Origin of the sequence: Paraburkholderia sp. SG-MS1 (assembly GCF_012275575.1) — a bacterium.
Taxonomy (GTDB): Bacteria; Pseudomonadota; Gammaproteobacteria; order Burkholderiales; family Burkholderiaceae; genus Paraburkholderia.
In genome coordinates this window covers 1-23,234 of record NZ_NPIH01000197.1, presented here as the reverse complement: position 1 = coordinate 23,234, position 23,234 = coordinate 1, and the positions used below count along the sequence as shown (strand labels likewise).

Sequence of the window (23,234 nt, the reverse complement as noted above, 5' to 3'; positions counted from 1 at the left end):
CGCTTTCCCGCCACACGATGAACAGAATCTGACCCATCCAAGCTCTCCCTTCTTTCCTTCTAGCGCTCACTGCCTGAAACGAATGCGGCACGCCCCGTAGCCGCGCGCCTGCATTCCCAGGCCATCACTTCGCGACGATCACACCCTGCGCCTGCTGGTGGAAATCGTCGAAAAACTTGTATTCGCCCGGCTCCAGCGGAGCAATCACGACGAACGAATCCGCGCCCGGCGCCAACACCTTCTCTTTACGCAACTGCACGCTTTCGAATTCGGCAGCGCCTTTGCCGGTATTGCGCACTTCGATCTTGATGCGCTGCCCCGCCGGCACTTCGATGCGCGCCGGAGTCAGCTTGCCGTCGTTCATTTCCAGCTTGAAGGTCGGCAGGTCCGCTGCGTGGGCCGCGCCCGCAAGCAACGCCGTAGCGGCGAGCATCGCGATCTTTCGGTCAATTCTCATTAGCCTTTCCGGAAAACGCGGGGCCGATATTGATCATCGGCGCCCCGCCTGCTGCATTCACTCATTCGCCCAACCGTCGCCGCCCGGCGCCGCGCTCGAGCGCGGCCTGACGGCGTGACTGGCGGGTAATCCACCACGATCGGCAGATCAGTAACCGCCCTTCTTGCCGATACCGGCAAAGGTGAAGTCATAGTCGAGCGTGAACGGCTTGAACCACGGGCCCACGCCGGTTTCCTTGTCGACGTGGCGGCCGAAAGCCATGTGGCCAGTCTGCATCGGCGGTTCGACGATCAGCTTCAGGTGATACTTGCCCGGGCCTTGCAGCTTGACGTTGTCGCCGTAGTGCGGGCCGTCGTTGGCGACCATCGCCATCAGGTCGCCCTTTTGCGCCTGATTCGAACCGGCTTTCGTCAACTCGTAGCGAATTTGCAGATACGGCATCCAGTCGCCTTCGGCGAAACCGGTCGGATTGTTCTTGACGGCGTGGATATCCGCTTCGAGGTGGATGTCCGAATCCGACGCCTTGCGCATCATGCCTTCCGGTTCCATGGTGATTGGCTGCAGGTACACCGCGCCGATTTCCATGCCACCCTGAATTTGTTGCTTGCCGATGGGGTATTCCGCAGCCGTCGCCGACAAAGCCGCCAGTGCGGCCACCGCGACTGCACCGCCGCGCACAAATGAAGAAATCCGCATTGAAACTCCTTGTTTTTATCAGACTGGAATCGAATCCATTGGAACAGCGCGTCGGCGAGCCTGATGCGATGGCCCTCGCCTTTCGGCAGGCAATCGACCGGCCGGGTGCAATCGCATACAAAAACCTTAAATGCGAACCATTCTCAATATTGGGCGAGTTTATCATTGATCGCCAGCGAGAACAAATATCGACATTCGCAAAGCCTTGTCGCAACAGGGCCTTAAGGCTGCTTTAAGAAAGCGCGGATCGGGAAACGGCGGGGCAGCTGGGAGGGATGTGTCGCTGAAACTTGACAGGGCGCGGCAGGTTGCCGCGCCCCGGGTGAAAAGAGGCCTTATTCGACGCCGGACACGTGATCGCCGACATTCGCGCCGAACACACGCTGGCGCAACAGCGCCAGTTGATCGCGAGTCTGCGCGGCCTTTTCGAACTCGAGGTTCTTTGCGTGTTCCATCATCTGCTTTTCGAGACGCTTCAGTTCCTTGGCAAGCTGCTTCTCGGACATGTCCTCGAATTTCGCGCGCGTTTGCTGCTCCTTGAGTTCGGCGCGCGCGTCGTCGACGTTGTACACACCGTCGATGATGTCGCGAATACGCTTGACCACCCCGCGCGGCGTAATGCCGTTCGCGAGGTTGAAGGCAATTTGCTTGGCGCGCCGCCGCTCGGTTTCGTCGATCGCGCGGCGCATCGAGTCCGTCACCTTGTCCGCGTACAGGATCGCCTTGCCGTTCACATTGCGCGCTGCCCGGCCGATGGTCTGGATCAGCGAGCGCTCGGCGCGCAGAAAACCTTCCTTGTCGGCGTCGAGAATCGCGACGAGCGACACCTCTGGAATATCCAGCCCTTCGCGCAGCAGGTTGATCCCGACCAGCACGTCGAAGGTGCCCAGCCGCAGATCGCGGATGATCTCGACCCGCTCCACCGTGTCGATGTCACTATGCAGATAGCGCACCTTGACACCGTGGTCGGCCAGAAACTCGGTCAACTGCTCGGCCATCCGCTTGGTCAGCACCGTGACCAGCACCCGATCGCCCACCTTGACGCGCTCGTTGATCTCGCCCAGCACGTCGTCGACCTGGCTGCGCGCCGGACGCACCTCGATTTCCGGATCGACGAGGCCGGTCGGACGCACCAGCTGCTCGGCGACCTGTCCGGCCGTTTTCTTCTCGTAATCCGCTGGCGTGGCGGACACGAACACGACCTGGCGCATCTTGCGCTCGAACTCGTTGAACTTGAGCGGCCGGTTATCCAGCGCCGAGGGCAGGCGGAAACCGTAGTCGACCAGATTTTCCTTGCGCGCCCGGTCACCGTTGTACATACCGTTCAACTGCCCGATCAGCACGTGCGACTCGTCGAGCATCATGATGGCGTCGGGCGGCAGGTAATCGACCAGAGTCGGCGGCGGCTCACCCGGTGCAGCGCCGGAGAAGTGCCGCGAGTAGTTCTCGATGCCCTTGCAGAAACCCAGTTCCTGCAACATTTCCAGGTCGAAGCGGGTGCGCTGTTCGAGCCGCTGCGCTTCGACGAGCTTGCCGTCGCTATAGAAGAACTCCAGCCGCTCGCGCAATTCGCTCTTGATCGTTTCGACCGCACGCACGACCGTGTCGCGCGGCGTCACATAGTGCGACGACGGATACACGGTGAAGCGAGGAATCTTCTGCCGCACGCGGCCGGTGAGCGGATCGAACAGTTGCAGCGTTTCGATTTCGTCGTCGAACAATTCGATGCGCACCGCCATTTCGGCATGTTCGGCCGGGAAGATATCGATCGTGTCGCCGCGCACGCGGAACGAGCCGCGCTGGAAATCGGCTTCGTTGCGGTTGTACTGCATCGCGATCAGCCGCGCGATGATGTCGCGCTGGCCGAGCTTGTCGCCCGTACGCAGCGTCAGAATCATCTTGTGATACTCGGACGGATTGCCGATACCGTAAATGGCCGACACCGTGCCGACGATCACCACGTCGCGCCGCTCCATCAGGCTCTTGGTGGCCGACAGCCGCATCTGCTCGATGTGCTCGTTGATCGAGGAGTCTTTCTCGATGAACAGGTCGCGCTGCGGCACGTACGCTTCAGGCTGGTAGTAGTCGTAGTACGAGACGAAGTACTCGACCGCGTTGCGCGGAAAGAACTCGCGGAACTCCGAGTAAAGCTGCGCGGCGAGCGTCTTGTTCGGCGCAAACACGATCGCCGGCCGGCCGAGCCGCGCGATCGTGTTGGCCATCGTGAAGGTTTTGCCGGAGCCGGTCACGCCGAGCAGCGTCTGGAACGCGAGGCCGTCCTCGACGCCTTCGACGAGCGTGTCGATTGCCGTGGGCTGGTCGCCGGCGGGCGGGTACGGCTGGTAGAGCTGAAACGGCGAGCCTTCGAACGTGACGAATCTGGATTCGTCGAGCGTGTCTTCGGCTTCAGTCAGATGTTGTTCGGACATGGGGACGGCACCGGGCCTTGGGCAAAGGACCATTCTAACGGGTTGCGGGAAACGCGGATCGAGCGGGTCTGCGTAGGGTTCGGAAAGCCGCGGGCGGGTTGGCGGGCGTTCGGCGGCACCTCATGTGACGCCCCTCCACCTGAAAGATTGGTGGCCTTCCAGTCACATGTGGGCGGCTGCTACGAAGAGCCTTCACGCCGTGGGCCGATAACCGTCTGACTGCCCTCGCCGGGCGGCGCCCCGGCAGATCCGTTGATGTCACATGACGCCCGCGTGCCTGTTTTTCAAGCAAATAATTTCCTGCCGCGAGCCTAGTCGCCCGAAAAACGCGCGCGGATTCGTTACAATGCCACGTTGCGCTCGCTTGCCGCTGTCCGCCGCCTGTCCGCGTTTTGCATCAGACGCCTCAGGTCCGGCCGTTCGCACTCCGAGCCGCCCTCTTTTCACTACTGCTGCCCACCCATCATGTCTCTGTTCTCCGCCGTCGAACTTGCTCCCCGCGACCCGATTCTGGGCCTGAACGAAGCCTTTAACGCCGATACGCGTGCCACCAAGGTCAACCTTGGCGTGGGCGTGTACTTCAACGAAGAAGGCAAAATTCCGCTGCTGCGCGCCGTGCGTGAAGCCGAAAAAGCCCGCGTCGACGCGGCGCTGCCGCGCGGCTATCTGCCGATCGAAGGCATCGCGGCTTACGATGCGGCCGTGCAGAAGCTGCTGCTCGGCAACGACTCGTCGCTGATCGCGGCGGGCCGCGTCGTCACGGCGCAGGCACTGGGCGGCACGGGCGCGCTGAAGATCGGTGCGGACTTCCTGAAGCGCGTGAACCCGACGGCCAAGGTCGCAATCAGCGATCCGAGCTGGGAAAACCACCGTGCGCTGTTCGAAGGCGCAGGTTTCGAAGTCGTGTCGTATCCGTACTATGACGCGCACACGCATGGCGTGAATTTCGAGGGCATGCTGAGCGCGCTGAACAGCTATGCCGCGGGCACCGTCGTCGTGCTGCACGCCTGCTGCCACAACCCGACCGGCGTCGACCTCACCGTCGATCAATGGAAGCAGGTGGTCGAAGTCGTGAAGGCGCGCAATCTGGTGCCGTTCCTCGACATCGCCTACCAGGGTTTCGGCGACAACATCGAAGCGGACGCCGCAGCCGTGCGTCTGTTCGCGGCCTCGGAACTGAACGTGTTCGTGTCGTCGTCGTTCTCGAAGTCGTTCTCGCTGTATGGCGAGCGTATCGGCGCGCTGTCGATCATCACGGCAAGCAAGGAAGAGGCAGCACGCGTGCTGTCGCAACTGAAGCGCGTGATCCGCACGAACTACTCGAACCCGCCGACGCACGGCGGCTCGGTGGTCGCGGCAGTGCTCGCCTCGCCCGACCTGCGCACCACGTGGGAAACGGAACTGGCAGAAATGCGCGACCGTATTCGCGCGATGCGCAATGGCCTGGTCGAACGCCTGAAGGCAAGCGGCGTGGATCGCGACTTCAGCTTCGTGAACGCACAGCGCGGCATGTTCTCGTACTCGGGTCTGACGGCGCCGCAAGTGGACCGTCTGCGCGAAGAGTTCGGCATCTACGCGGTGAGCACGGGCCGCATCTGCGTGGCTGCGCTGAACACGCGCAACCTCGACGCGGTGGCTAACGCGATTGCTCACGTGTTGAAGTAAAGCAAGCCGGAGCGCGTGTCCTGATCGCGCGCTCCGCTGGAACTGCTGAGAGAAACGGCGCTCTTTCTGAATGGGCGCCGTTTTTTATTGCCTGAACGTTCGTTGTAGTCCTGTCAGCGCGAATCACGATGGATATCGTGCGTGACGAAACCCGCGTCGTTATCGGGCATGTCGAGCCAGTCGGGATGCTCGAGCGAATGGCGAATGTCGTCCAGTCCGCTTTGCCAGTGCTCGCGCATGGTCGAGAGGCCGAACTGGAAGTCCTTGTAGTGCCCCTCGTATTCCTTGTGCCGGTAGATGAGATGGATCACGTTGTAGCGCTTCGAACACGCGAGGTCTTCGGCCAGCTTGCACCACGGGTCGTCACGTTGATCGGACGGCACGCGCTCCAGCACCTCGCGCAGCACGTGCCGGAAACGCTGCGAGCGCTGCAGCATGTCGGTCACGAGACGCGTACGGCTCGAATACTGGATGTCTTTCATGCGGCCCTGAACATCCGTGAGGTTGTCCGGCACCGGTCCGATCGCGCTCCACAGATCGACCTGGAACGCGAGCGTGTCGCGACGCGGCGTGGTCTGGATCACTTCGTAGAGCGGCGTATTCGACATCAGGCCGCCGTCCCAGTAAAACTGGCCGTCGATTTCAACTGCCGCGAAGCCTGGCGGCAACGCACCTGACGCCATGAAATGCTCGGGCCGAAGCGTGGTGTGCGTATTGTCGAAGTACGCGAAATTGCCCGTGCCGCAATTGACCGCGCCCACCGACACGCGCATTTCACGCGAATTGATGCGGTCGAAATCGCAGAGGGCCTCGAGCGTGGCCTTCAACGGTGCAGTGTCGTAATAGCTGGCCAGTTGCGGCGGCCCTGACACCGTGGGCAAAGGCGGCGGAAACCGCGGCACGAAAAAGCCCTTTTGCCCTTCGACGAGCGCGCCTAGCGCCTGGGTCGCCGTAAAGGCCTTGCGCACCGCATCGCTTGAATTGAAGAGCGCATGCTCGATGAAAGCCGGCAATGGCGGCCCGAACGCCGGTTGGCAGATGGTTTCCCAGAACTGCAACAGCCGCTCGACCCGCTTCTCCCGCGGATTGCCGGCAATGATGGCCGTATTCAACGCGCCAATCGAAATGCCCGCCAGCCAGTTGGGTTCGATGCCCGCCTCGTCAAGCCCCTGAAAGACACCTGCCTGATACGCGCCCAACGCACCGCCGCCCTGCAGCATCAGCGCGACGGTTTCGTAGTTGGGCAAATGGATGCGCCGGCCGGGGTGGGCTGCGGCGGCCGAACCGGCGCCGTCGCCCTCCCCGTCGCCGGGCGCACCCACGCGCGCCCGCTTGAGATCGCGTTGAGCCATGGGCGCCTCCTTATTGCATATACCAGCCGTGGCTCACGATAAAGGACTGGCCGGTCAGCGCCGCCGTCGGGAAGGTGGACAGGAACAGCACTGTCTGCGCGACGTCTTCGACCGTGGTGAAGATGCCGTCGACCGTGCCGCCCAGCATCACGCGCTTGACGACCTCTTCCTCGCTGATGCCAAGTTCCTTGGACTGCTCGGGAATCTGCTTGTCGACGAGCGGCGTGCGCACGAAACCCGGACACACCACGTGCGAGCGCACATTGTGCTTCGCGCCTTCCTTGGCCAGCACGCGCGCGAGCCCTAGCAGCGCATGCTTGGCCGTCACATAGGCGGACTTCAGCGGCGACGCTTCATGCGAATGGACCGACCCCATGTAGATCACAATGCCGCCGCGATCGTCCTTGTACATGTGCTTGAGCGCGGCCTTCGTGGTGAGGAAGGCGCCGTCCACGTGAATCGCCTGCATCTTCTTCCAGTCCGAGAACGAATAGTTTTCGATCGGATTGACGATCTGAATGCCGGCGTTGGAAATGAGAATGTCGATCGAGCCGAGTTGCGCCGCGATCTTGTCGATGCCCTGATTGACGGCCTCCTCGCTCGTGACGTCCATCGCCACGCCGATTGCCTTACCACCGCCTTTCGTGATTTCTCCCGCGACGGCGTTTGCGCCATCCTGGTTCAGGTCGGCGATCGCGACCGCCGCGCCCGCCGCGGAAAGAGTCAGTGCGATCTGCTTGCCGATGCCGCTTGCCGCGCCGGTAACCACGGCGACCTTGCCGTTCAGATTCGTGTTCAGAGACGACATCCAGAACCTCCATGCAGTAGATGAGCAATGAGACCACAAGCCGCAAACGACGTGCAGTCAGCCGAACGACATAGGCCGTTCGGCCGAATGCTGCATTGCGGCCAACGCTGCTATTGTGCATGAACCCTGTGAACTCCATAGGTAAAACGCACATCGCGCTGTATCTCTTTAAACTGGATGTTTCCGGTGCAATTCCGGCAGCATCACCCACAAGGAGACATGCATGAATTATCGACGTCTGGGCCGCTCGGGCCTGCAAGTCAGCGAACTGTCCATCGGCTCATGGGTCACTTACGGCAACCAGGTGGATCATCGCGCGGCGCGCGAGTCGCTGGCGGCCGCGCGCGACGCGGGAGTCAACTTTTTCGACAACGCCGAGGTCTACGCAGGCGGCCAATCCGAGGAAATCATGGGCCAGGCGCTGAAGGAACTGGCATGGCCGCGCGTGAGCTACGTGGTGTCCACGAAATTCTTCTGGGGGCTCACGGAAGCACCGAACCAGTACCACACGCTGAACCGTAAATATCTGCTGAACGCGGTCGACGCGTCGCTCAAGCGTCTGCAACTCGACTACGTGGATCTGGTGTTCTGCCATCGCCCCGATCCGAACACGCCCATCGAGGAAACCGTCTGGGCGATGAGCGACATGATCGCGCGCGGCAAGGCGCTGTACTGGGGCACCTCCGAATGGAGCGCCGACGAGATCCGTGCCGCTTACGAGATTGCGCAGCGGCACCATCTGCACAAGCCGGTCATGGAGCAGCCGCAGTACAACCTGTTCCACCGCAAACGCGTCGAGCAGGAGTACAAGCGGCTTTACGAGGATATCGGCCTCGGCCTGACCACCTGGAGCCCGCTCGCGTCCGGCCTGCTCACCGGCAAGTACCGCGACGGCGTACCGGCGGATAGCCGCGCGCAGCTGCAAGGCTACGACTGGCTGCGCAAACAGGTCACCGACGCGGGCAAAAACTCCGTCGTCGGCAAACTCGGCGCGGTGGCTGACGAGTTGGACTGCACGATCGGGCAACTCGCGATTGCCTGGATTCTGAAGAATCCGAACGTCAGCACGGTAATCACGGGCGCGTCACGGGTCGAACAGATCGGCGAGAACATGAAGTCCGCCGAGGTGGCCGCGCGAATCACGCCGGAGATCAGGCAGCGGATCGAGGAAATCGTCGGCGACGCCTACGACTGAACGGATTCGCGCCGCAACGCGTGACATGGCCCGGCGGCAGCGGGGCCGTGTCAGGCGGAACTTACCCAACCCGCAGCGCGGCGTCGCGTACAATACGCGACCGCGCTGCACACCGGCGCCGCTTGCCCGCCTATGCCGCCGCATTGCACCCGCACCGCCGAATCCGCCCTGGACCGGCATGCCCTCTTTCAGCGTTTCCTCATCATGCTCAGCTACCGCCACGCCTTTCATGCAGGCAATCATGCCGACGTTCTCAAACACGCCGTCGTGTTGCAGCTATTGCGCTACCTCGGCCAGAAGGACAAAGCCTACTGGTATATCGACACGCATGCGGGCGCCGGCGTCTATTCGCTGAAAGAAGGCTACGCGACCAAGACCGGCGAATTCCAGACCGGCATCGCCAGGCTGTGGGAGCGCAACGATCTGCCGCCGCTCTTCGCCGACTACGTCGAAGAAGTCAGCGCGCTCAATCCTGATGGGCAGTTGCGCTTTTATCCAGGCTCGCCGTATATCGCGTGGCGGCAGTTGCGCGAACAGGACCGCATGCGTCTGTTCGAACTGCACACCACCGAAATCGACGTGCTGCGCCACAATTTCCGCGATGCGGGCCGCCGGGCGATGCTCTACGCGGGCGACGGCTTTGACGGCATTCTCGCATTGCTGCCGCCTGCGCCGCGCCGCGCGCTGGTGCTGCTCGATCCGTCGTACGAGGACAAGCGCGACTACACGCGCACGCTGCGTTGTGTCGAAGAGAGCCTGAAGCGCTTTCCGACCGGCACCTATGCGGTCTGGTATCCGCAGGTAAGGCGCCCGGAATCGCAGCGGTTTCCCGATCAGTTGAAGAAGCTGCAGGAGCGCAACTGGCTACACGTCAGCTTGACGGTCAGCCATCCGCCCGAGGACGGCTTTGGCCTTTTCGGCAGCGGCATGTTCATTCTGAACCCACCGTATACGCTGGCGAAAATGCTGAAGGACCAGATGCCCTGGCTCGTCAAGGCGCTCGGCGAGGACAACGCTGCCGGGTTCAAGGTCGAGTATCGCGGCGACTGAGGTTTGTCGCGCACGGCCGCCGGGCGACCGGCACGCGCATCCAGATTCGCGCTTACTTTAATTGTGCCGCTGCCCGACGCGCGAAGTCGTTCGTATAGGTAGCGTTCAGATCGATCTTCTTCGGATCCAGCCGGTCATCGAACGATGCCAGCGCGCGCAGCGAGGTCGCCGGGCCGTCGGCGGGCATCAACCCATCCGGCGAATACGCGTCGCGCCGGCGAGCCGGGAAAACGCGTGGACGCGCGAGAGCCCGGCAAAGCGTTCACCGGGCGTGGAAACAGCAAGGGGATGGGACCAGGCGCAGGAAGAAAACGCGCCGCAGGCGCTTATTGCGGACGCGGTACCGGACGAGGCAGCGGCGGCCGCGAGCTGCCGCCCGCGGGCAATTGAATATACGGTGCGACGATGATCGGTGTCGACGAATCCGGCGGCGCCAATTCGGCCGGCGCGGCCATTGGCTGCGCGCCAACGATCGGCTGCCATGATGTCGGCCCGGTGCGCATCACCGTGCCGCTCTGCCCATCGTTGATGCCGCCCTGCGAGTCGAGGATGACTGGCCTGCGCGCGTTGTCCGGCGTGGCGAATGCGTGCGACACGGCGCAAACCGTCGTCAGCAAAGCCGCGGCGGCTACGGACAGGATGGACTGAAGCGACCTGATAGAAGACATGGGCGGACCGGTGTGATTTGAGAATGCCGGATTGCGCAGAGAACGCTTTACCTTACCTCGCTGGCAGTCGCGAAGCTAGCTATTATTCGCCACGCATAGTGCGCCAACGCCTGTCGCGACGAAATTCTTAAGCCCAGATGTGACAAAGCCCCGAATTGTCGGGGCTCAACACTGTGCTGCAATCGCCGCGGAATATGCGCCGGCGGGTCCAACTCGAAGCGGATGAAACTTACAGCGAATAGCCGCTGGTTTCCAGCGAACGGATGCGCTGTTCGAGCTGAACAATGTCCGACGACGATGCCAGGTAGGCTTCGCGACGGTTGCGTTCGGCGGTTTCAAACCAGGTGCTCAGCTTTTCAAGAATGTATGCAAACATGATGTTCTCCAAGGACCAGATCGAATCCCCGGTGAAGTTTGACATCAGGGATTTCCCTTAAAAGGGTTAACCCGAATTATAGCCCTATGGTGCAACCACGCCAGTGAAATGCCCGCATGGCGTGCATTCCGTTTTGGAATGGTGCACGCTCGCTGTGCAGCAAAACCCTTGATTTGATTGGATTCAGCGGGAGTTTCGCGTCAATTCAAATGCTGCCTACCTTGCAAAGCACTAATGTGGTGCAAACTGCCTGCGGTTGCGATAAATCTACGCTTCGGGTTGCACCCGCTCCTTCAACCGCGTTGGATCGGGCTACAACCCTTCCCCGACACCAGATCGGTGTCGGCAAGGCGTTCGATGATGGGACAGTCGGGCCGGTCGTCACCGTGGCAGTGGTCGGCGAGATGCGCGAGGGTATCTCGCATATCGGTGAGTTCGGCGATCCGGCGGTCGAGTTCCGCGACGTGCTCCAACGCGATCTGCTTCACTTCGGCGCTCGCGCGCGAGCGATCGTGCCACAGCGCCAGCAGCCGGCGAATGTCTTCGACCAGAAAGCCCAGGCGACGCGCCTGGCGGATGAAGCGCAGCGAATGGACTTCCTGCGGACCGTATACGCGATAACCGGCGCTCGTGCGCGACTTCGCCGTCAACAAACCCACGCTTTCGTAATAGCGAATCATCTTCGCCGTGACGCCCGACGTGCGGGCCGCTTCACCGATATTCATGACCGTTTTCTCCAGGGTATCCGTCGATCGTACATCTTCCCATGATGGGAAGGTCCAGCCACTCAAGTGCGGATCGGCAGGCATAATCCAGTTCTCCTATTCTGATTTTCCCGAGGCAATTCCGATGACGACCGAATTGAAGGTAGAGGGCATGAGCTGCCAGCACTGCGCCACCGCAGTCACGAACGCCATTCGTGCACACGATGCAGCCGCGCAGGTTCAGGTGGATCTGGCGTCCGGCCGCGTGGTGGTCGACTCGGCGCAGCCGGTCGACGCGTTGAAGGCCGCCATCGACGAAGCCGGCTACACGGTCACCGCCGTCTCGAACGTGACGGCAACCGGCGGCGCAGCCCACTAGGCGGATTCACATCATGTTCAAAGTTGCCGTTATTGGCGCCTCCGGGCTGGTCGGCCGCGCGCTCGTCGACGAACTGGCGCAACAAGCCGGCTGGCAGGTCGTTGCCACGGCGTTCAGCCGGCCGGCTTCCAATACCGTCGCACTGGATATTCGCGACGCACAGGCGGTCGAGCAGTTCGTCGAGCGCGAAGCCCCGGACGCGCTCGTGATAGCCGCAGCCGAGCGCCGCCCGGATGTATGCGAGCACAATCCGGCGCTCGCGCGCGCGCTGAATGTCGATGCGGTGCGCACGCTCGCCGCGGCGGCGCACCGGCGCGGCGCGTGGACGCTGTCGATCTCTACCGACTACGTGTTCGACGGCACCCATCCGCCCTATCGGCACGACGCCGCGCCTGCGCCGCTCAACGCGTACGGATGGAGCAAGCTCGAAGGCGAGCGCGCGCTGACCGGGACCACCGACCGCGGCTGCGTGCTGCGTTTGCCGCTGCTGTATGGTCCGATCGTCAGCTGGGCGGAATCGGCGGTGACGAGTCTCGTGCCGGCGATTGCCGCATCGGCGGCATCGGACGGCAAGCCCGCCCTGATGGACGCGTGGGCGATCCGCTATCCGACCTTCACGCCGGACGTCGCCTACGTGATCCGGCAAATGCTCGAACGACATGCGCACGGCACAGCGATCAGCGGCATCGTGCAATGGTCGGGCGACGAACCGATGAGCAAGTATGAGATCGCCTTGCGCCTCGCCGAAGCATTGCGACTCGATGCGCACCTGACGCCGCAATCCACCCCCACCGATGCGACGCCTCGTCCGCATAATTGCCATCTGGCTTCGGACCGCCTCGAGGCGCTCGGGATAGGCCGCCGCACCCCGTTCGACACGGCAATTCGGCACGTGCTGGCCGCGTTTCCCTGGCGCGGCGAGACACCCGTCTGATATCGGGTCAACACGCGAGTCAGGATACGGTCGAATAGGCCCGCCCTGAGCGCGGCCCTCAATGAAAATCGCGGCTCGTCGTGGCCAGCTCGCCAAGCCACTCGCTGTAATCCTCCAGACGATGGGCGACGAGATGGACCACCTCTCCGCGATTGTTCTTTTTCTCCCGGCCAGTACGGTTGGCGCTCATCACATTGCCATCACTGCCCATGTTGGCGGCATTGGCCCCGCCCGTGAGGACGCCGTCGTCGCGTTGCAAGACGCCGTAGACCGCCAGCAGCGATGAACCCAGCAACGCCTTGCGCTGCTTTTCCACCAGCGACGGCCAGACGATCACGTTGATCGAACCGGTCTCGTCTTCGATAGAAACGAACACCGTGCCGTTTGCCGTGCCCGGCCGCTGCCGCACGGTGACGATGCCGCACGCTCGCGCCAGCGCGCCGTGCCGGCATGCGGCAAGTTCGGCCGCCGTGCGAAAGCGCTGCTGCGCGAGGCGCGCACGCAGCAGCGCGAGCGGATGACGATTGAGCGTGAGTCCGAGGCTGCCGTAATCGTCGACGATCTCGCGGCTTTCCGTTGCGCGCGGCAACGCCAGCGGCGCTTCGGCGATCGGCGCATCGCGCAGCAGCTTCGGCACCGTGTGCTGCGCGGTCACGGCCCACCACGCCTCGCGCCGATGGCCCGCGATACTGACGAGCGCATTGGCCGCCGCCAGTGCTTCGAGATCGCGCCGCGTCAAGGCCGCGCGCCGCGCCAGATCGTCGACGTCGGTAAACGGCGCGTCGTGGCGGGCGGCCATGATGCGCTCGGCGGCCCCTTGCGCGAGTCCCTTGATCAGCTGCATGCCGATGCGCACCGCCGGGCCGCGCGCGCCATATGTGTTCGACGGTTGAAACACGCGAGCGGTCAAGCGCTTTGCCGCGCGCCGGATCGTCCGGTTCACCGTCAGGCGCCGCAAAGACAGATCGCGCAACTGCTGCGCGGACAGTACGGCGTACTGACGATGCAAGCAGGTCTCGTCCGGGGAAAGCCGCCGCCCTTGCTCATCGGGCCGCTCGAATGTCGACTCCCAGTCGCTCAGCGTCACGTCGGGCGGCAATACCTTGACGCCGTGTCGCTTCGCATCCTGCACGAGTTGCGACGGCGAATAAAATCCCAACGGCTGGCTGTTCAGCAAACCGGCCAGGAAAGCAGCCGGCTCATAGCGCTTCAGCCACGCGCTGAGATAGACGAGCAACGCGAAGCTCGCCGCATGACTCTCCGGAAAACCATACTCGCCGAAACCCTCGATCTGGTTGCAGATGCGGTCGATAAATTCCTGCTCGTAGCCGCGCTCGAGCATGCGGTCGCTCAAATCCTTCTGATACTTCGCGAGGTTGCCGCTGCGCCGCCATGCGGCCATCGCGCGGCGCAACTGATCGGCCTGTTCCCCGGTATATTTCGCCGCAACCATCGCCAGGTGCATGACCTGCTCCTGGAAAATCGGCACGCCGAGCGTGCGTTCGAGCACGGGCCGCAACTCGTCTTTCGCGTAGTCGATCGGTTCGAGGCCCTGCTTGCGGCGCAGATAAGGATGCACCATGCCGCCCTGAATCGGCCCTGGCCGCACGATCGCCACTTCGATCACGAGATCGTAGTACTTGTTCGGTTTCAGGCGCGGCAGCATGCTTTGCTGAGCGCGCGATTCGATCTGGAACACGCCGATCGTGTCGGCATGGCCGCACATCTCATAGACGGCGCGATCCTCGCGCGGAATATCCTGCACCCTGAATGTCGGAAAGCCGCGTCTTAACGCGACGAATTCCAGCGCGCGCCGAATCGCCGACAACATGCCGAGCGCGAGCACGTCGACTTTCAGCAGCTTGAGCGCATCGATATCGTCCTTGTCCCATTCGATCACGCTGCGGTCTTTCATCGTCGCGTTTTCGATCGGCACGAGCCGCGACAGCTTGTCTTTCGCGATCACGAAGCCGCCGACATGTTGCGACAGGTGACGCGGAAAATTGCGCAACTCCTGGGTCAGTTGAATCAGACGCTGCGTGATGTGCGAGTGGGCGTCGAAGCCCGCTTCGGCCAGATATCGCGCGACCGCATCCGGACCGTCCCACCATTGCTGCGACTTGCTGATCCGCTCGATCAACGACACCTCGAGGCCCAGCGCCTTGCCGACGTCCTTCAATGCGCTGCGCGTGTGATACGTGATCAGCGATGCCGTCAGCGCGGCCCGATGACGCCCGTATTTCGTGTAGATATATTGAATCACCTCTTCGCGGCGCTGATGCTCGAAGTCGACGTCGATATCGGGCGGCTCCTTGCGGGCGCGCGAGATGAATCGCTCGATCAGCATGTTCATCCGCACCGGATCGATCTCGGTCACGTGCAGGCAGTAACAGACGATCGAGTTCGCCGCCGACCCTCGTCCCTGGCACAGGATGTTTCGCGAGCGGGCAAAACTCACGATATCGTGCACCGTCAGAAAATACTTCTCGTATTTCAGATCGGCGATCAATGCCAGCTCAGTCTCGATCTGCTGGATGCGCTTCAGGTCCATGCCGCCCGGCCAGCGCTCCGTTGCACCGGCCATGACCAGCTTGCGCAGATGGCTCGACGGCGACTCGCCGGCGGGCACCAGTTCCTGAGGGTACTCGTAGGCGAGATCGTCGAGCGAAAAATGGCATAGCGCGGCGATACGCAGCGTTTCTTCGAGGGTATCGCGCGGATACAGTTTGCCGAGCCGCTGGCGCGTGCGCATGTGCCGCTCCGCATTCGCCTCGAGCGCGTGGCCGCAGGCCGAGAGCGGTTTGACGAGGCCGATGGCGGTCATCGTGTCCTGGAGCGGCTTGCGCGAGCGCGTATGCATCAGCACGCCACCTGCCGCGACCAGGGGCAAGCCGCTCGCATTTGAAATCATTCGCAACGCGTCGATCTGAAGATCGTCGCTGCCGGTTTGCCACAGTTCGAGTGCGATCCACGCGCGATCAGTCGCGAACGATGCGAGCCAGTGCGCGCAACGCAGTGTGTGCGACAGCGTCGCCGTCCGCTGCGGCACGAGTATCAGCACGCAATCGGGCAGACCCTTCAGATGCGTCAGATGAGGCAACGAATCGGTGAAGTCGGAAGGACCGAGGCGGTAGCTGCCTTTGTCCGCGCGCGAGCGCGCCAACGTGATCAGTTCGGACAGGTTGCCGTAACCGTTGCGGTCGATGGCTAGTGCGACCAGCGTACAGAAAGGCTCGCCGGCATCGTCGGTCAGGTTGAGTTCGCTGCCGATGATCAGGTGGGGAACGGGTTTTAAAGGCTCGTTTTCTGGGGGTTTTTCTGGCGAGGCCGTTGCCGTGGCCGCGTCGTCTGAAGGTGCTTCCGCTTGCGCCGCCCGGGCCTTCTCCTCGCGCTCCGTCTGCTGACGCTCCCGTTCCTGTCTGATTTCCCTCAGCCGCGTGTGGGCGCGCACGACGCCCGCGAGCGAGCATTCGTCGGTGATAGCGAGTGCGCTGTAACCGCGCGACATTGCCTGCTCGACGAGCTCCTGCGGATGCGAGGCGCCACGCAGGAAAGAGAAATTGGTCAGGCAATGCAACTCCGCATACGCCGGCAAGTGGGTTGCGGATGCCTGCTGCGCAAGGCAGGATGGCTGGAGTTCGGAAGTGGTCATGATGCTCAGCCGAACAAACCCTGCAAATACCACTCACCCTTGATCCGCTCGCGATACACCCAGAACATGTGGCCACGATCGTCGGCCGCCACGTAGTAATCACGCTCGACGATATTGCCGTCCCACCACCCCGCTTCAATCCGCTCGGTACGTGTGAGCATTGTCAGCGGCCGGCGATAGATCGGCCGCTGGTCGCGCATCATCAGGCGTAGCGGCTTATCGAGCATCCAGAGCGGACGAGGCTGCGCAGGCAACGCGCTATCGGGCAGATCGAGCGATGACTGAGCGTCGCCTGGTTGGCCCACGGATGAAAGCGCGATTTCAGGATGGTTCGATCCGGATGTGCATGGGGTTGCCTGGGGTGCTTGCTCCTGCGCTTCGCTGTCCACGCATCCCTTCTCACCGGCAGCGTGCCGCAACTCATCGGTTAGCCAGGTCTTATCCGCTTTGACTTTTGTCCGTCCCTTCACCGGCGAGCGCTTCTTGCGTGAAAACGCCTGCGCCTCATAGGCATCGACGCGCATTGCCCGCTCAGGGCGATGGTCGTCCTGCACCGACATCTGCAACACGTTCTCCGGTCCCAACCTCGCGCTCAAGCGCTCGAGCAGACGCGCAACCGAATCGCCATCCGATTCGGGCATAGGGAATAACGTGTCCGACTTCCCGGCATATTCGCCGATCTGATCAGCAACCAGCTTCAACTCGATGACGGGCGCCACCAGAACGGTCTGATTCAATTTTTCCCGCAACAGCCAGATCAGATGCTCGGCATCGCGCGACGGAATCGCCCATGCGACCTTCAGACTCGATGTCTTCGGAGCATGACGGGAGGCCAATTCATGCTCGAGCAGCAACGTATAACCGCTGAGCGCCGCATGATGCGCGCTCAACCAGCCGGCCAATTGCACGATCAGTCGACGCGCGGCGAATAGCAACGCATCGGCGTTATCGACTCGCGACGGCAACTCCAGTTGCGCATGAAACGACGCCGGCGCACGAAACGCTTCACGCGGATCGGCGCGCGTGCCGTACGCCTGCGCGAGCAGGTCCAGAATCGCGCTGCCGAAACGCCGCACGACGCCCGAGCGCGGTAACCGACGCAAATCGGCCAGCGTCGCGCAGCCGACGTGCGCGAACGCATCGCGATGCGCCGGCGCCACTGGCAGCAGCGACACGGACAAACCATCGAGCACATGCGCGAGCGACGTCTGCTTGATCACATGCCAGCGACGCCCCTGCCGGGCGCAACGTGCCTGCGCCAATAGCCACGCACCCCACGCGGTCGGCGCACAGGCGATACGCGCCGTATAGCCGAACTCCTTCACCGTGGCCAGCACGCGTGACAACAACATGCGCAAGCCGCCGAACAACCTCAAGCCGGAACCGACTTCCAGCAACAGCGTGTGCGCGTCGGCGAGCGATACTTTCGGCGTGTAGGTCAGCAACGCAAGTGCCATGGCTTCGAATGCCTGAGTTTCGCGGGTAGCGTCGACGGCCAGCAGCTTGAGTCCTGGCGCCAGCGCCAATGCGTACGAGCGCGAATGGCCCGCCTGCACCCCGGCACGCAAGGCGTCCAAGTCCGGCATCAGAACGTGCGCGTGGTCGGCCAATGCATAACAGCGGCGCTCGGCGACACCTGCCGCGGCTTGCGGCTGGCTTGCCTCGCCGGCGCACGGTTCACACCGATTCGGTTGCGCGGGAAAACCATCCGGAAGCGACGCGAGAGGCTTCACCGCTTCCAGTGACAAGAGTGGCAATGTGACTGCGATCCACAACATGTTTGACCTCTGCTCCTTGATGGCGGCCGATTCCTTTTTCCGGCAACAAGGCGCTTTGTAAAGGCAGAACGAGACGAAGAGGTTCGGCTAGCGGAGGCCCGCGACGCTTGAAGATATCGATCGACAGGCCAATCTCCTGCAGCCATTGGCGACGGTTGATCATCTGCGCATTGGCCGGCAAGAGCGGCGCGCAGATCATTCGCAATGGCGCGGGTGATGATTGCGCGGCCGCCTCGACAGGCCGGATCAAAAATGCCAGCGAGGCGGACTCCTGAGCCGCCACTTGCAGGCGCCGGACCTTATCGGCACGCGCATTCGGCAGCCACACCAGAACCGCGCCGATGCCGTCCTGCTTCAATGCCTGAGTGGCGGCCCACAGCGCCTGATCTTCATTCGAGCGTACCCATAAGACGCGCCCGACATCGATACCCCAAGCCCTCAATGCCCCGGCACACGGCTGATAGGGGGGCGACACGAACAGGACATGCCGTTCGGTCTGCGTCGTAAGCTGGCGAAGTGAATGGGCCAGCAAGCGTATCTCTCCTACACCACAATGCTCGATCAGTAATTCCGTCAGACCCCCTGCCGACCAGCCTTGTCCCGGCAACAACCGGTCCAGGGCGGCATAGCCGCTGGAAATCACGCGCGAGTCCGATTCGGCAAGCTCGTTGCCCTGCCACACCTGACGCCGCAATTGCGAGGACAGCGTGGTCGTCGCAAGCTGAATCGCTGCTGCCATAGACACGCTCTTTGGATAGGGAATGCTCCGCCCTGCCCGGCATTGAGCAATGCATAAGGCGATCGGCGGCACTGTATATTTATACAGTATTTTGAGATGAATGTTAAGGTTCGCGCGTAGAGGGGATCGGCAGAAGCTGCCCCACGGGGCGAAAGGAGCATGTAGCGGTCATCCCGCATGGTGGGATGCCTGCCCGGACTGCGCGCCGGGCTCAGGGTAGCGCGGCGTATCACGCGGCAAACAAGAGGTAGGAACTGCGAACCCTGATGCCGCCGCCAGTACCCGCCCCTGTCATCGGCAAGGTATCCCGCTCGCAGAACTGCTCACCTGCGGCAATGTCACACGTGAATTTCGATAAGGACTGGGTCGTCGACGTCGGCTTACGCCAAACGGAAACTATTCTGGACGCAGCCAACTCGACGCACTTTTATGCATCAACGAACGATAAAAATTGCGATCCCGTTCTTCCATTGGAAAATCTTCCAAACTGAACGAGGTGTAGAGGTTGGGGGACCGCAAATAACCTCGCTTTGTCACCGTGTTGTGCGTCCCTATCAAAGCAAGGTGTACATTTTTAATGTCGGGGTGCTGAAGAATACGATCCTGGCCAATAAATGCAGGCTCCTCGCCGAAACGTGCGTGCTCGTCGTAACGTCGCGAATCGAGCACATGCGCCTTGTAGCAAAGGACTGCGTTGCAGCTCATATGCTCACGCACTGCCGGTATGAACAACACGCGTTGTCCACGTGGTTCGAAATACCAGTCCGCTCCTGAGCCCGCAAAGCAGGCTTCATTCTGCAATAGCAAGGTAGCCATGTCATCAAGGTAATCCGGGCCGTACCAGTCATCGTCATCCATGCTACAGATGATATCGGCACCCCACTCTTTTGCCGAATCGTTGAGCCAATTGCGTTTGGCCCCCAACGGCCGGACGTCACCAACCCATGTATAACTTACGTCTCTATCACTGGTACCAAAGTATTCGTGGCTGCTGGCTTCATCACTATCATCAAGTACAAACCAGCGCAGCGCTCGAAACGGATTTCTCTGCGCATGAAAATAACGGATTGTCTGCCCGATAAATAACTCGCGATTGCGTGTTGGCGTCACCACCGCGACCCGAAGTGTATCGATCGAGGCGCCCAGGTGATGGTAGAGCATCATATTTCTCCCCACAGCTTTTCGAATTTCCAGGGTACGTCGACCCAAATGTGAAAAAGGCGATGCGCGCGAACGCTGCATCGCCTTGATTCTCCAGACTATGGACAGTCGTCAGGGCTCTCGCCCATCCGACTGTCCGCGCCTGGCGTCAGTGCACCTGGATGCCGTGCTGGATCAGCAGGTCGGCCACGGTGTTCGAGCCCATGGAGGTATTGTGATACACGTCGTAGGCGACATTGTTCACCGTCGTCGTACCTGTCACCTGCCATTGCGCCGAACCCGTACCAGTCCCTTCAGCCAGCGTCACCGACGAGCTGCTATCGCCGCTGATCGTCATGTGCACGCTCGAGCTGAGCGAATCGGGCATGTTCAATACGTCCGAGAGCTTCAGGCTGAGCGCATTGTTGCCCGTACCTTGCCCACTGTTACCCAGATCGAAGTTCTCGATACCCTTGACTCGTGTACCGTAGTCGCTCAGGTTAAGCGACAGACCGGACGCCTCGAACTTCATCGTATCCACGCCGAGACCGCCATCGACACGGGTGAAGTTGGTGCCGACGATACCGATCGTGTCGTTACCTGCTCCGCCCATGGCCACGTCGTGCTGGATATTCAGCGCAGTGGTGCCCGTCGTGTCGGTGCCGATGCCGTGAATCACATCGTTACCCTGGCCACCGCTGATGATGTCCACGCCGTTCACGATTGCAGCCGCATTCGGACTGGTATTACCTGCGTACAGTACGTCATCGCCTACCGTGAAGCTTTGCGTCAGCTTGGCAATCGAGCCTGTGTAGACGTTGTACGCCCCGCCATTCACTGCGCCGGTATCGCTTTCCCAAATCCCGTAGGCATAGTCGGAAATACCGTCACCGTTCCAGTCGCCACCCGCCACACCCGTACCTGCAAAGTCGTTGGCGTTAGTTCCGGTGTATTTGACCGCCTGACCGCTGGCGACCAGGGCGTCGATATCGGTATTCGCCAGAAAACCTGCTCCGCCAGCCTGGCCGTACACGAGATACGCCGCTCCGGTGTTCAACGCCCCGGGATTATCCGCACCCGGTGCGCCAATCAGGAAGTCGTCAATGCCATCGCCGTTGACGTCGCCAGCTGAGGCGATGCTAAAGCCCATTTGGTTGTCGGTCGTGGTGGTGTTGGTGCCGCTATAAAGGATGAAACCATTCGTGCCATCAAGCTTGCCCAGGTCCACATTCGACCAGGTATCGCCCGCAGCCTTGCCGTAGATCACGTACACACGGCCCGGGGCGTTATATCCAGCGCCAGCCCCGTTCCAACCGGGCGAACCGATCGCAAAGTCTTCAATACCATCGCCGTTAATGTCGCCAACACTGTTCATCGTCTGCGACTGGCCATACCACGCGTCGCCATACCATCCAGCTGCGCCGCCCGAACGGGTAGATCCGCCTAACCATTCGCCAACCTGTGTACCGGTGAGCTGGATGCCTTGCGAAGGCTGCAGGTTCTTCAAATCGAAGTTGGTCCCGAGGCCATTTGCGCTACCGAACACCAGCCAGACCTGCCCGGAGTTCGTACCGCCCGTCGCCGGATCGGCAAGCGGTTGATTGACGATGTAGTCTTTGTAACCATCGCCGTTGACGTCGCCGATCACGGCCACCGTCGATCCCAGGTCCGAATCGGAATAGCCCGGTGCTGTGCTGCTAACGACCGTCTGGTTGGTTACCAGCGCGCCCTTGGTATTGCTGAGGGCGCCAGTGGCCGAATACAGACCATCGGTATACGCAAGCATGTTGCCCCAACTCGACGAGCCCGGATCTCCAGCATGACCGTACAGGACGTAATAGTTACCGTTACTCGAACCGTCGAGCGAGCCGATGATGATATCGCTGTAACCGTCGCCATTAATGTCGCCACCAGACATAGCGTTGCCGAACCATCCGCCGTCGTTGACGTTTTTGATGAAAAAGCCATCAGGCGATCCGTTCGTCTCAAACGAAGCAAGATCGATGGTAGCCGTCGAGTTGCCTCCACGTCCAAACACGACATAGACACGGTCGTTAAGAGTATTCGCGAGGCCAATGTCATCGTACCCGTCGCCATTGATATCGCCGAGATTCACGAGGGTATAGCCCTGATCGCCCTGATCGTAGGCACCTGTTGCATTGGTTTTTGTAAGGACAATATGCATCCCCTTGTCCGCGGTGAGATTGTCGATCGACGACATGCTCGGCACGCCGTTCGCACTACCGTACAGCACGTAAATGTCCGAGCTCCAGAGTGCGGTAGAACCCATTTGCAAATGCGGCGCCGAGACGATGAAGTCCTCATAGCCGTCACCGTTGACATCACCCGCTGACGACACGGCATAACCGAGGCCATCATTGGTCTGCACACTGGCCGAGGTAGAAGGCGTACCAACTGTATTGATCACCAATGCGGCATTCGCATTGTTATCCAGCAAACCGACGTTCGACATATTGCCGGACGCATCGACCAGCACGGCCTTTATGTTGTACGTGCCGTCGAACATGGACGGCAGTGTCACGTTGAAGGTACCCGTGGTGCCGTTCATCGTGAGCGCAACGTTGCTCGCGTAGGCGACATCCCCTGTATCGAACACGCCGTCGTTGTTCTTGTCGTCGAACAACATGACCGTGATCTTGCCTGCGGCTGCCTGCGCCGCATCCGCAGCCGACAACCCCGTCACGGTACCCGTAAAGGTCGGTGTAATAACGCTCGTAATGTTATCGGTCGAGCTCACACCGTTGTCGCTCGCTGTGGCCAGATCGATGGAGAACGTCGTATAGCTCGGCCCAGACGTGTTGATCGTCACGTTCTGGCTCGCGCTCTGGCCGACGTTGCCCGCCGTGTCGACGACCCGCGCGATAACGTCGTACGTACCGTCAGCCATCGGGTGGGCCGTGTTGTCGTACGTCCACGACGTGCCGGACACCGACGCGACGTTCCACGTCACGCCGCCGTCCAAGCTGACCTCGACCAGATCGCCACTTGCCAGTGCGACACCCAGCGAGCCACCAAACATCAACGTGTTGTCGCTGGTGATGAAGTCGCCCGGCGTGCCCGTATCGTCCGTCATCGAATTGATCGTGATCGTCTCTGCTGCCGACGGTGGCGTCGTGTCGATCGTGATCGCCTGGCTCGCCGCTGCACCCGCGTTGCCGGCCGTGTCCACCACGCGCATTTCGACCGTCGCG

At 61.6% G+C, this 23,234-nt stretch carries 18 protein-coding genes and 1 pseudogene; 5 read left to right on the top strand and 14 right to left on the bottom strand.

What is annotated here, in order from left to right; translation table 11 throughout:
- Positions 1-124: 124 nt before the first annotated feature.
- The 3 genes from CIC12_RS15310 to uvrB all read right to left on the bottom strand — a co-directional run bounded on the left by CIC12_RS15310 (position 125) and on the right by uvrB (position 3,582).
- Positions 125-457, bottom strand: coding sequence for a cupredoxin domain-containing protein (locus CIC12_RS15310; protein ID WP_168664933.1), 333 nt, complete (start codon positions 455-457; stop codon positions 125-127).
- 147 nt (positions 458-604) lie between these two features.
- Positions 605-1,153: an iron transporter gene (locus CIC12_RS15305; RefSeq protein ID WP_168664932.1), complete on the bottom strand. Its 549-nt coding sequence runs from the start codon at positions 1,151-1,153 to the stop codon at positions 605-607.
- Between the two features lie 335 nt (positions 1,154-1,488).
- A complete protein-coding gene (gene uvrB / locus CIC12_RS15300; RefSeq protein WP_168664931.1) occupies positions 1,489-3,582 on the bottom strand; it encodes an excinuclease ABC subunit UvrB in 2,094 nt (697 codons plus the stop codon).
- Between the two features lie 465 nt (positions 3,583-4,047).
- On the opposite strand from uvrB, the gene CIC12_RS15295 reads away from it, so the two are divergent.
- A complete protein-coding gene (locus tag CIC12_RS15295; RefSeq protein WP_168664930.1) occupies positions 4,048-5,247 on the top strand; it encodes an amino acid aminotransferase in 1,200 nt (399 codons plus the stop codon).
- A gap of 113 nt (positions 5,248-5,360) precedes the next feature.
- Here CIC12_RS15295 and CIC12_RS15290 read toward each other — a convergent pair whose 3' ends face one another.
- Both CIC12_RS15290 and CIC12_RS15285 read right to left on the bottom strand, forming a co-directional pair.
- Positions 5,361-6,599: a DUF3734 domain-containing protein gene (locus tag CIC12_RS15290; RefSeq protein WP_168664929.1), complete on the bottom strand. Its 1,239-nt coding sequence runs from the start codon at positions 6,597-6,599 to the stop codon at positions 5,361-5,363.
- Between the two features lie 10 nt (positions 6,600-6,609).
- A complete protein-coding gene (locus CIC12_RS15285; RefSeq protein WP_168664928.1) occupies positions 6,610-7,407 on the bottom strand; it encodes a 3-hydroxybutyrate dehydrogenase in 798 nt (265 codons plus the stop codon).
- 223 nt (positions 7,408-7,630) lie between these two features.
- Here CIC12_RS15285 and CIC12_RS15280 point away from each other — a divergent pair, with 223 nt between their 5' ends.
- Positions 7,631-8,602, top strand: coding sequence for a potassium channel beta subunit family protein (locus CIC12_RS15280; RefSeq protein WP_168664927.1), 972 nt, complete (start codon positions 7,631-7,633; stop codon positions 8,600-8,602).
- 204 nt (positions 8,603-8,806) lie between these two features.
- Positions 8,807-9,652, top strand: coding sequence for a 23S rRNA (adenine(2030)-N(6))-methyltransferase RlmJ (locus CIC12_RS15275; RefSeq protein WP_168664926.1), 846 nt, complete (start codon positions 8,807-8,809; stop codon positions 9,650-9,652).
- Between the two features lie 52 nt (positions 9,653-9,704).
- On the opposite strand, the pseudogene CIC12_RS15270 reads toward CIC12_RS15275, so the two are convergent.
- The 4 genes and pseudogenes from CIC12_RS15270 to cueR form a co-directional block, all read right to left on the bottom strand.
- A pseudogene (locus CIC12_RS15270) lies at positions 9,705-9,866 on the bottom strand (ABC transporter substrate-binding protein); the annotation flags it as partial.
- Between the two features lie 112 nt (positions 9,867-9,978).
- Positions 9,979-10,320 carry a hypothetical protein gene (locus CIC12_RS15265; protein ID WP_168664925.1) on the bottom strand — a complete coding sequence of 114 codons (342 nt, stop codon included), beginning with the start codon at positions 10,318-10,320 and terminating at the stop codon, positions 9,979-9,981.
- 229 nt (positions 10,321-10,549) lie between these two features.
- Positions 10,550-10,696 (bottom strand): DUF3563 family protein, encoded by a 147-nt coding sequence (locus tag CIC12_RS15260; protein ID WP_121315127.1) that lies wholly within the window; start codon positions 10,694-10,696, stop codon positions 10,550-10,552.
- Between the two features lie 293 nt (positions 10,697-10,989).
- Entirely contained in the window at positions 10,990-11,421 is a 432-nt protein-coding gene (gene cueR / locus CIC12_RS15255) for a Cu(I)-responsive transcriptional regulator (RefSeq protein WP_168664924.1), read from the bottom strand.
- Between the two features lie 124 nt (positions 11,422-11,545).
- Here cueR and CIC12_RS15250 point away from each other — a divergent pair, with 124 nt between their 5' ends.
- Both CIC12_RS15250 and CIC12_RS15245 read left to right on the top strand, forming a co-directional pair.
- A complete protein-coding gene (locus tag CIC12_RS15250) occupies positions 11,546-11,779 on the top strand; it encodes a heavy-metal-associated domain-containing protein (RefSeq protein WP_168664923.1) in 234 nt (77 codons plus the stop codon).
- A 13-nt stretch (positions 11,780-11,792) separates the two neighbouring features.
- Positions 11,793-12,713, top strand: coding sequence for a dTDP-4-dehydrorhamnose reductase family protein (locus CIC12_RS15245; RefSeq protein ID WP_168664922.1), 921 nt, complete (start codon positions 11,793-11,795; stop codon positions 12,711-12,713).
- 58 nt (positions 12,714-12,771) lie between these two features.
- On the opposite strand, the gene CIC12_RS15240 is transcribed toward CIC12_RS15245, so the two are convergent.
- From CIC12_RS15240 to CIC12_RS15220, 5 genes are all read right to left on the bottom strand, one after another.
- The gene (locus CIC12_RS15240) at positions 12,772-16,365 is read right to left on the bottom strand and encodes an error-prone DNA polymerase (protein ID WP_168664921.1); all 3,594 of its coding nucleotides are present in this window, start codon (positions 16,363-16,365) and stop codon (positions 12,772-12,774) included.
- Between the two features lie 5 nt (positions 16,366-16,370).
- Positions 16,371-18,143: a Y-family DNA polymerase gene (locus CIC12_RS15235; protein ID WP_168664920.1), complete on the bottom strand. Its 1,773-nt coding sequence runs from the start codon at positions 18,141-18,143 to the stop codon at positions 16,371-16,373.
- Positions 18,043-18,882, bottom strand: a complete 840-nt coding sequence (gene imuA, locus CIC12_RS15230) for a translesion DNA synthesis-associated protein ImuA (protein WP_168664919.1) — start codon at positions 18,880-18,882, stop codon at positions 18,043-18,045. The genes CIC12_RS15235 and imuA overlap by 101 nt, the downstream gene beginning before the upstream one ends.
- 396 nt (positions 18,883-19,278) lie before the next feature.
- Complete coding sequence (locus tag CIC12_RS15225) at positions 19,279-20,046, bottom strand: glycosyltransferase family 2 protein (protein WP_168664918.1); 768 nt, start codon at positions 20,044-20,046, stop codon at positions 19,279-19,281.
- 145 nt (positions 20,047-20,191) lie between these two features.
- Positions 20,192-23,116, bottom strand: a complete 2,925-nt coding sequence (locus CIC12_RS15220) for a beta strand repeat-containing protein (RefSeq protein ID WP_238812627.1) — start codon at positions 23,114-23,116, stop codon at positions 20,192-20,194.
- Between the last annotated feature and the right edge of the window lie 118 nt (positions 23,117-23,234).

Coding starts and splice junctions, on each gene's coding strand:
- CIC12_RS15310 (WP_168664933.1), bottom strand. CDS start 457: ATGAGAATTGACCGAAAGATCGCGATGCTCGCCGCTACGGCGTTGCTT.
- CIC12_RS15305 (WP_168664932.1), bottom strand. CDS start 1,153: ATGCGGATTTCTTCATTTGTGCGCGGCGGTGCAGTCGCGGTGGCCGCA.
- uvrB (WP_168664931.1), bottom strand. CDS start 3,582: ATGTCCGAACAACATCTGACTGAAGCCGAAGACACGCTCGACGAATCC.
- CIC12_RS15295 (WP_168664930.1), top strand. CDS start 4,048: ATGTCTCTGTTCTCCGCCGTCGAACTTGCTCCCCGCGACCCGATTCTG.
- CIC12_RS15290 (WP_168664929.1), bottom strand. CDS start 6,599: ATGGCTCAACGCGATCTCAAGCGGGCGCGCGTGGGTGCGCCCGGCGAC.
- CIC12_RS15285 (WP_168664928.1), bottom strand. CDS start 7,407: ATGTCGTCTCTGAACACGAATCTGAACGGCAAGGTCGCCGTGGTTACC.
- CIC12_RS15280 (WP_168664927.1), top strand. CDS start 7,631: ATGAATTATCGACGTCTGGGCCGCTCGGGCCTGCAAGTCAGCGAACTG.
- CIC12_RS15275 (WP_168664926.1), top strand. CDS start 8,807: ATGCTCAGCTACCGCCACGCCTTTCATGCAGGCAATCATGCCGACGTT.
- CIC12_RS15265 (WP_168664925.1), bottom strand. CDS start 10,320: ATGTCTTCTATCAGGTCGCTTCAGTCCATCCTGTCCGTAGCCGCCGCG.
- CIC12_RS15260 (WP_121315127.1), bottom strand. CDS start 10,696: ATGTTTGCATACATTCTTGAAAAGCTGAGCACCTGGTTTGAAACCGCC.
- cueR (WP_168664924.1), bottom strand. CDS start 11,421: ATGAATATCGGTGAAGCGGCCCGCACGTCGGGCGTCACGGCGAAGATG.
- CIC12_RS15250 (WP_168664923.1), top strand. CDS start 11,546: ATGACGACCGAATTGAAGGTAGAGGGCATGAGCTGCCAGCACTGCGCC.
- CIC12_RS15245 (WP_168664922.1), top strand. CDS start 11,793: ATGTTCAAAGTTGCCGTTATTGGCGCCTCCGGGCTGGTCGGCCGCGCG.
- CIC12_RS15240 (WP_168664921.1), bottom strand. CDS start 16,365: ATGACCACTTCCGAACTCCAGCCATCCTGCCTTGCGCAGCAGGCATCC.
- CIC12_RS15235 (WP_168664920.1), bottom strand. CDS start 18,143: ATGTTGTGGATCGCAGTCACATTGCCACTCTTGTCACTGGAAGCGGTG.
- imuA (WP_168664919.1), bottom strand. CDS start 18,882: ATGGCAGCAGCGATTCAGCTTGCGACGACCACGCTGTCCTCGCAATTG.
- CIC12_RS15225 (WP_168664918.1), bottom strand. CDS start 20,046: ATGATGCTCTACCATCACCTGGGCGCCTCGATCGATACACTTCGGGTC.
- CIC12_RS15220 (WP_238812627.1), bottom strand. CDS start 23,116: ATGACGGACGATACGGGCACGCCGGGCGACTTCATCACCAGCGACAAC.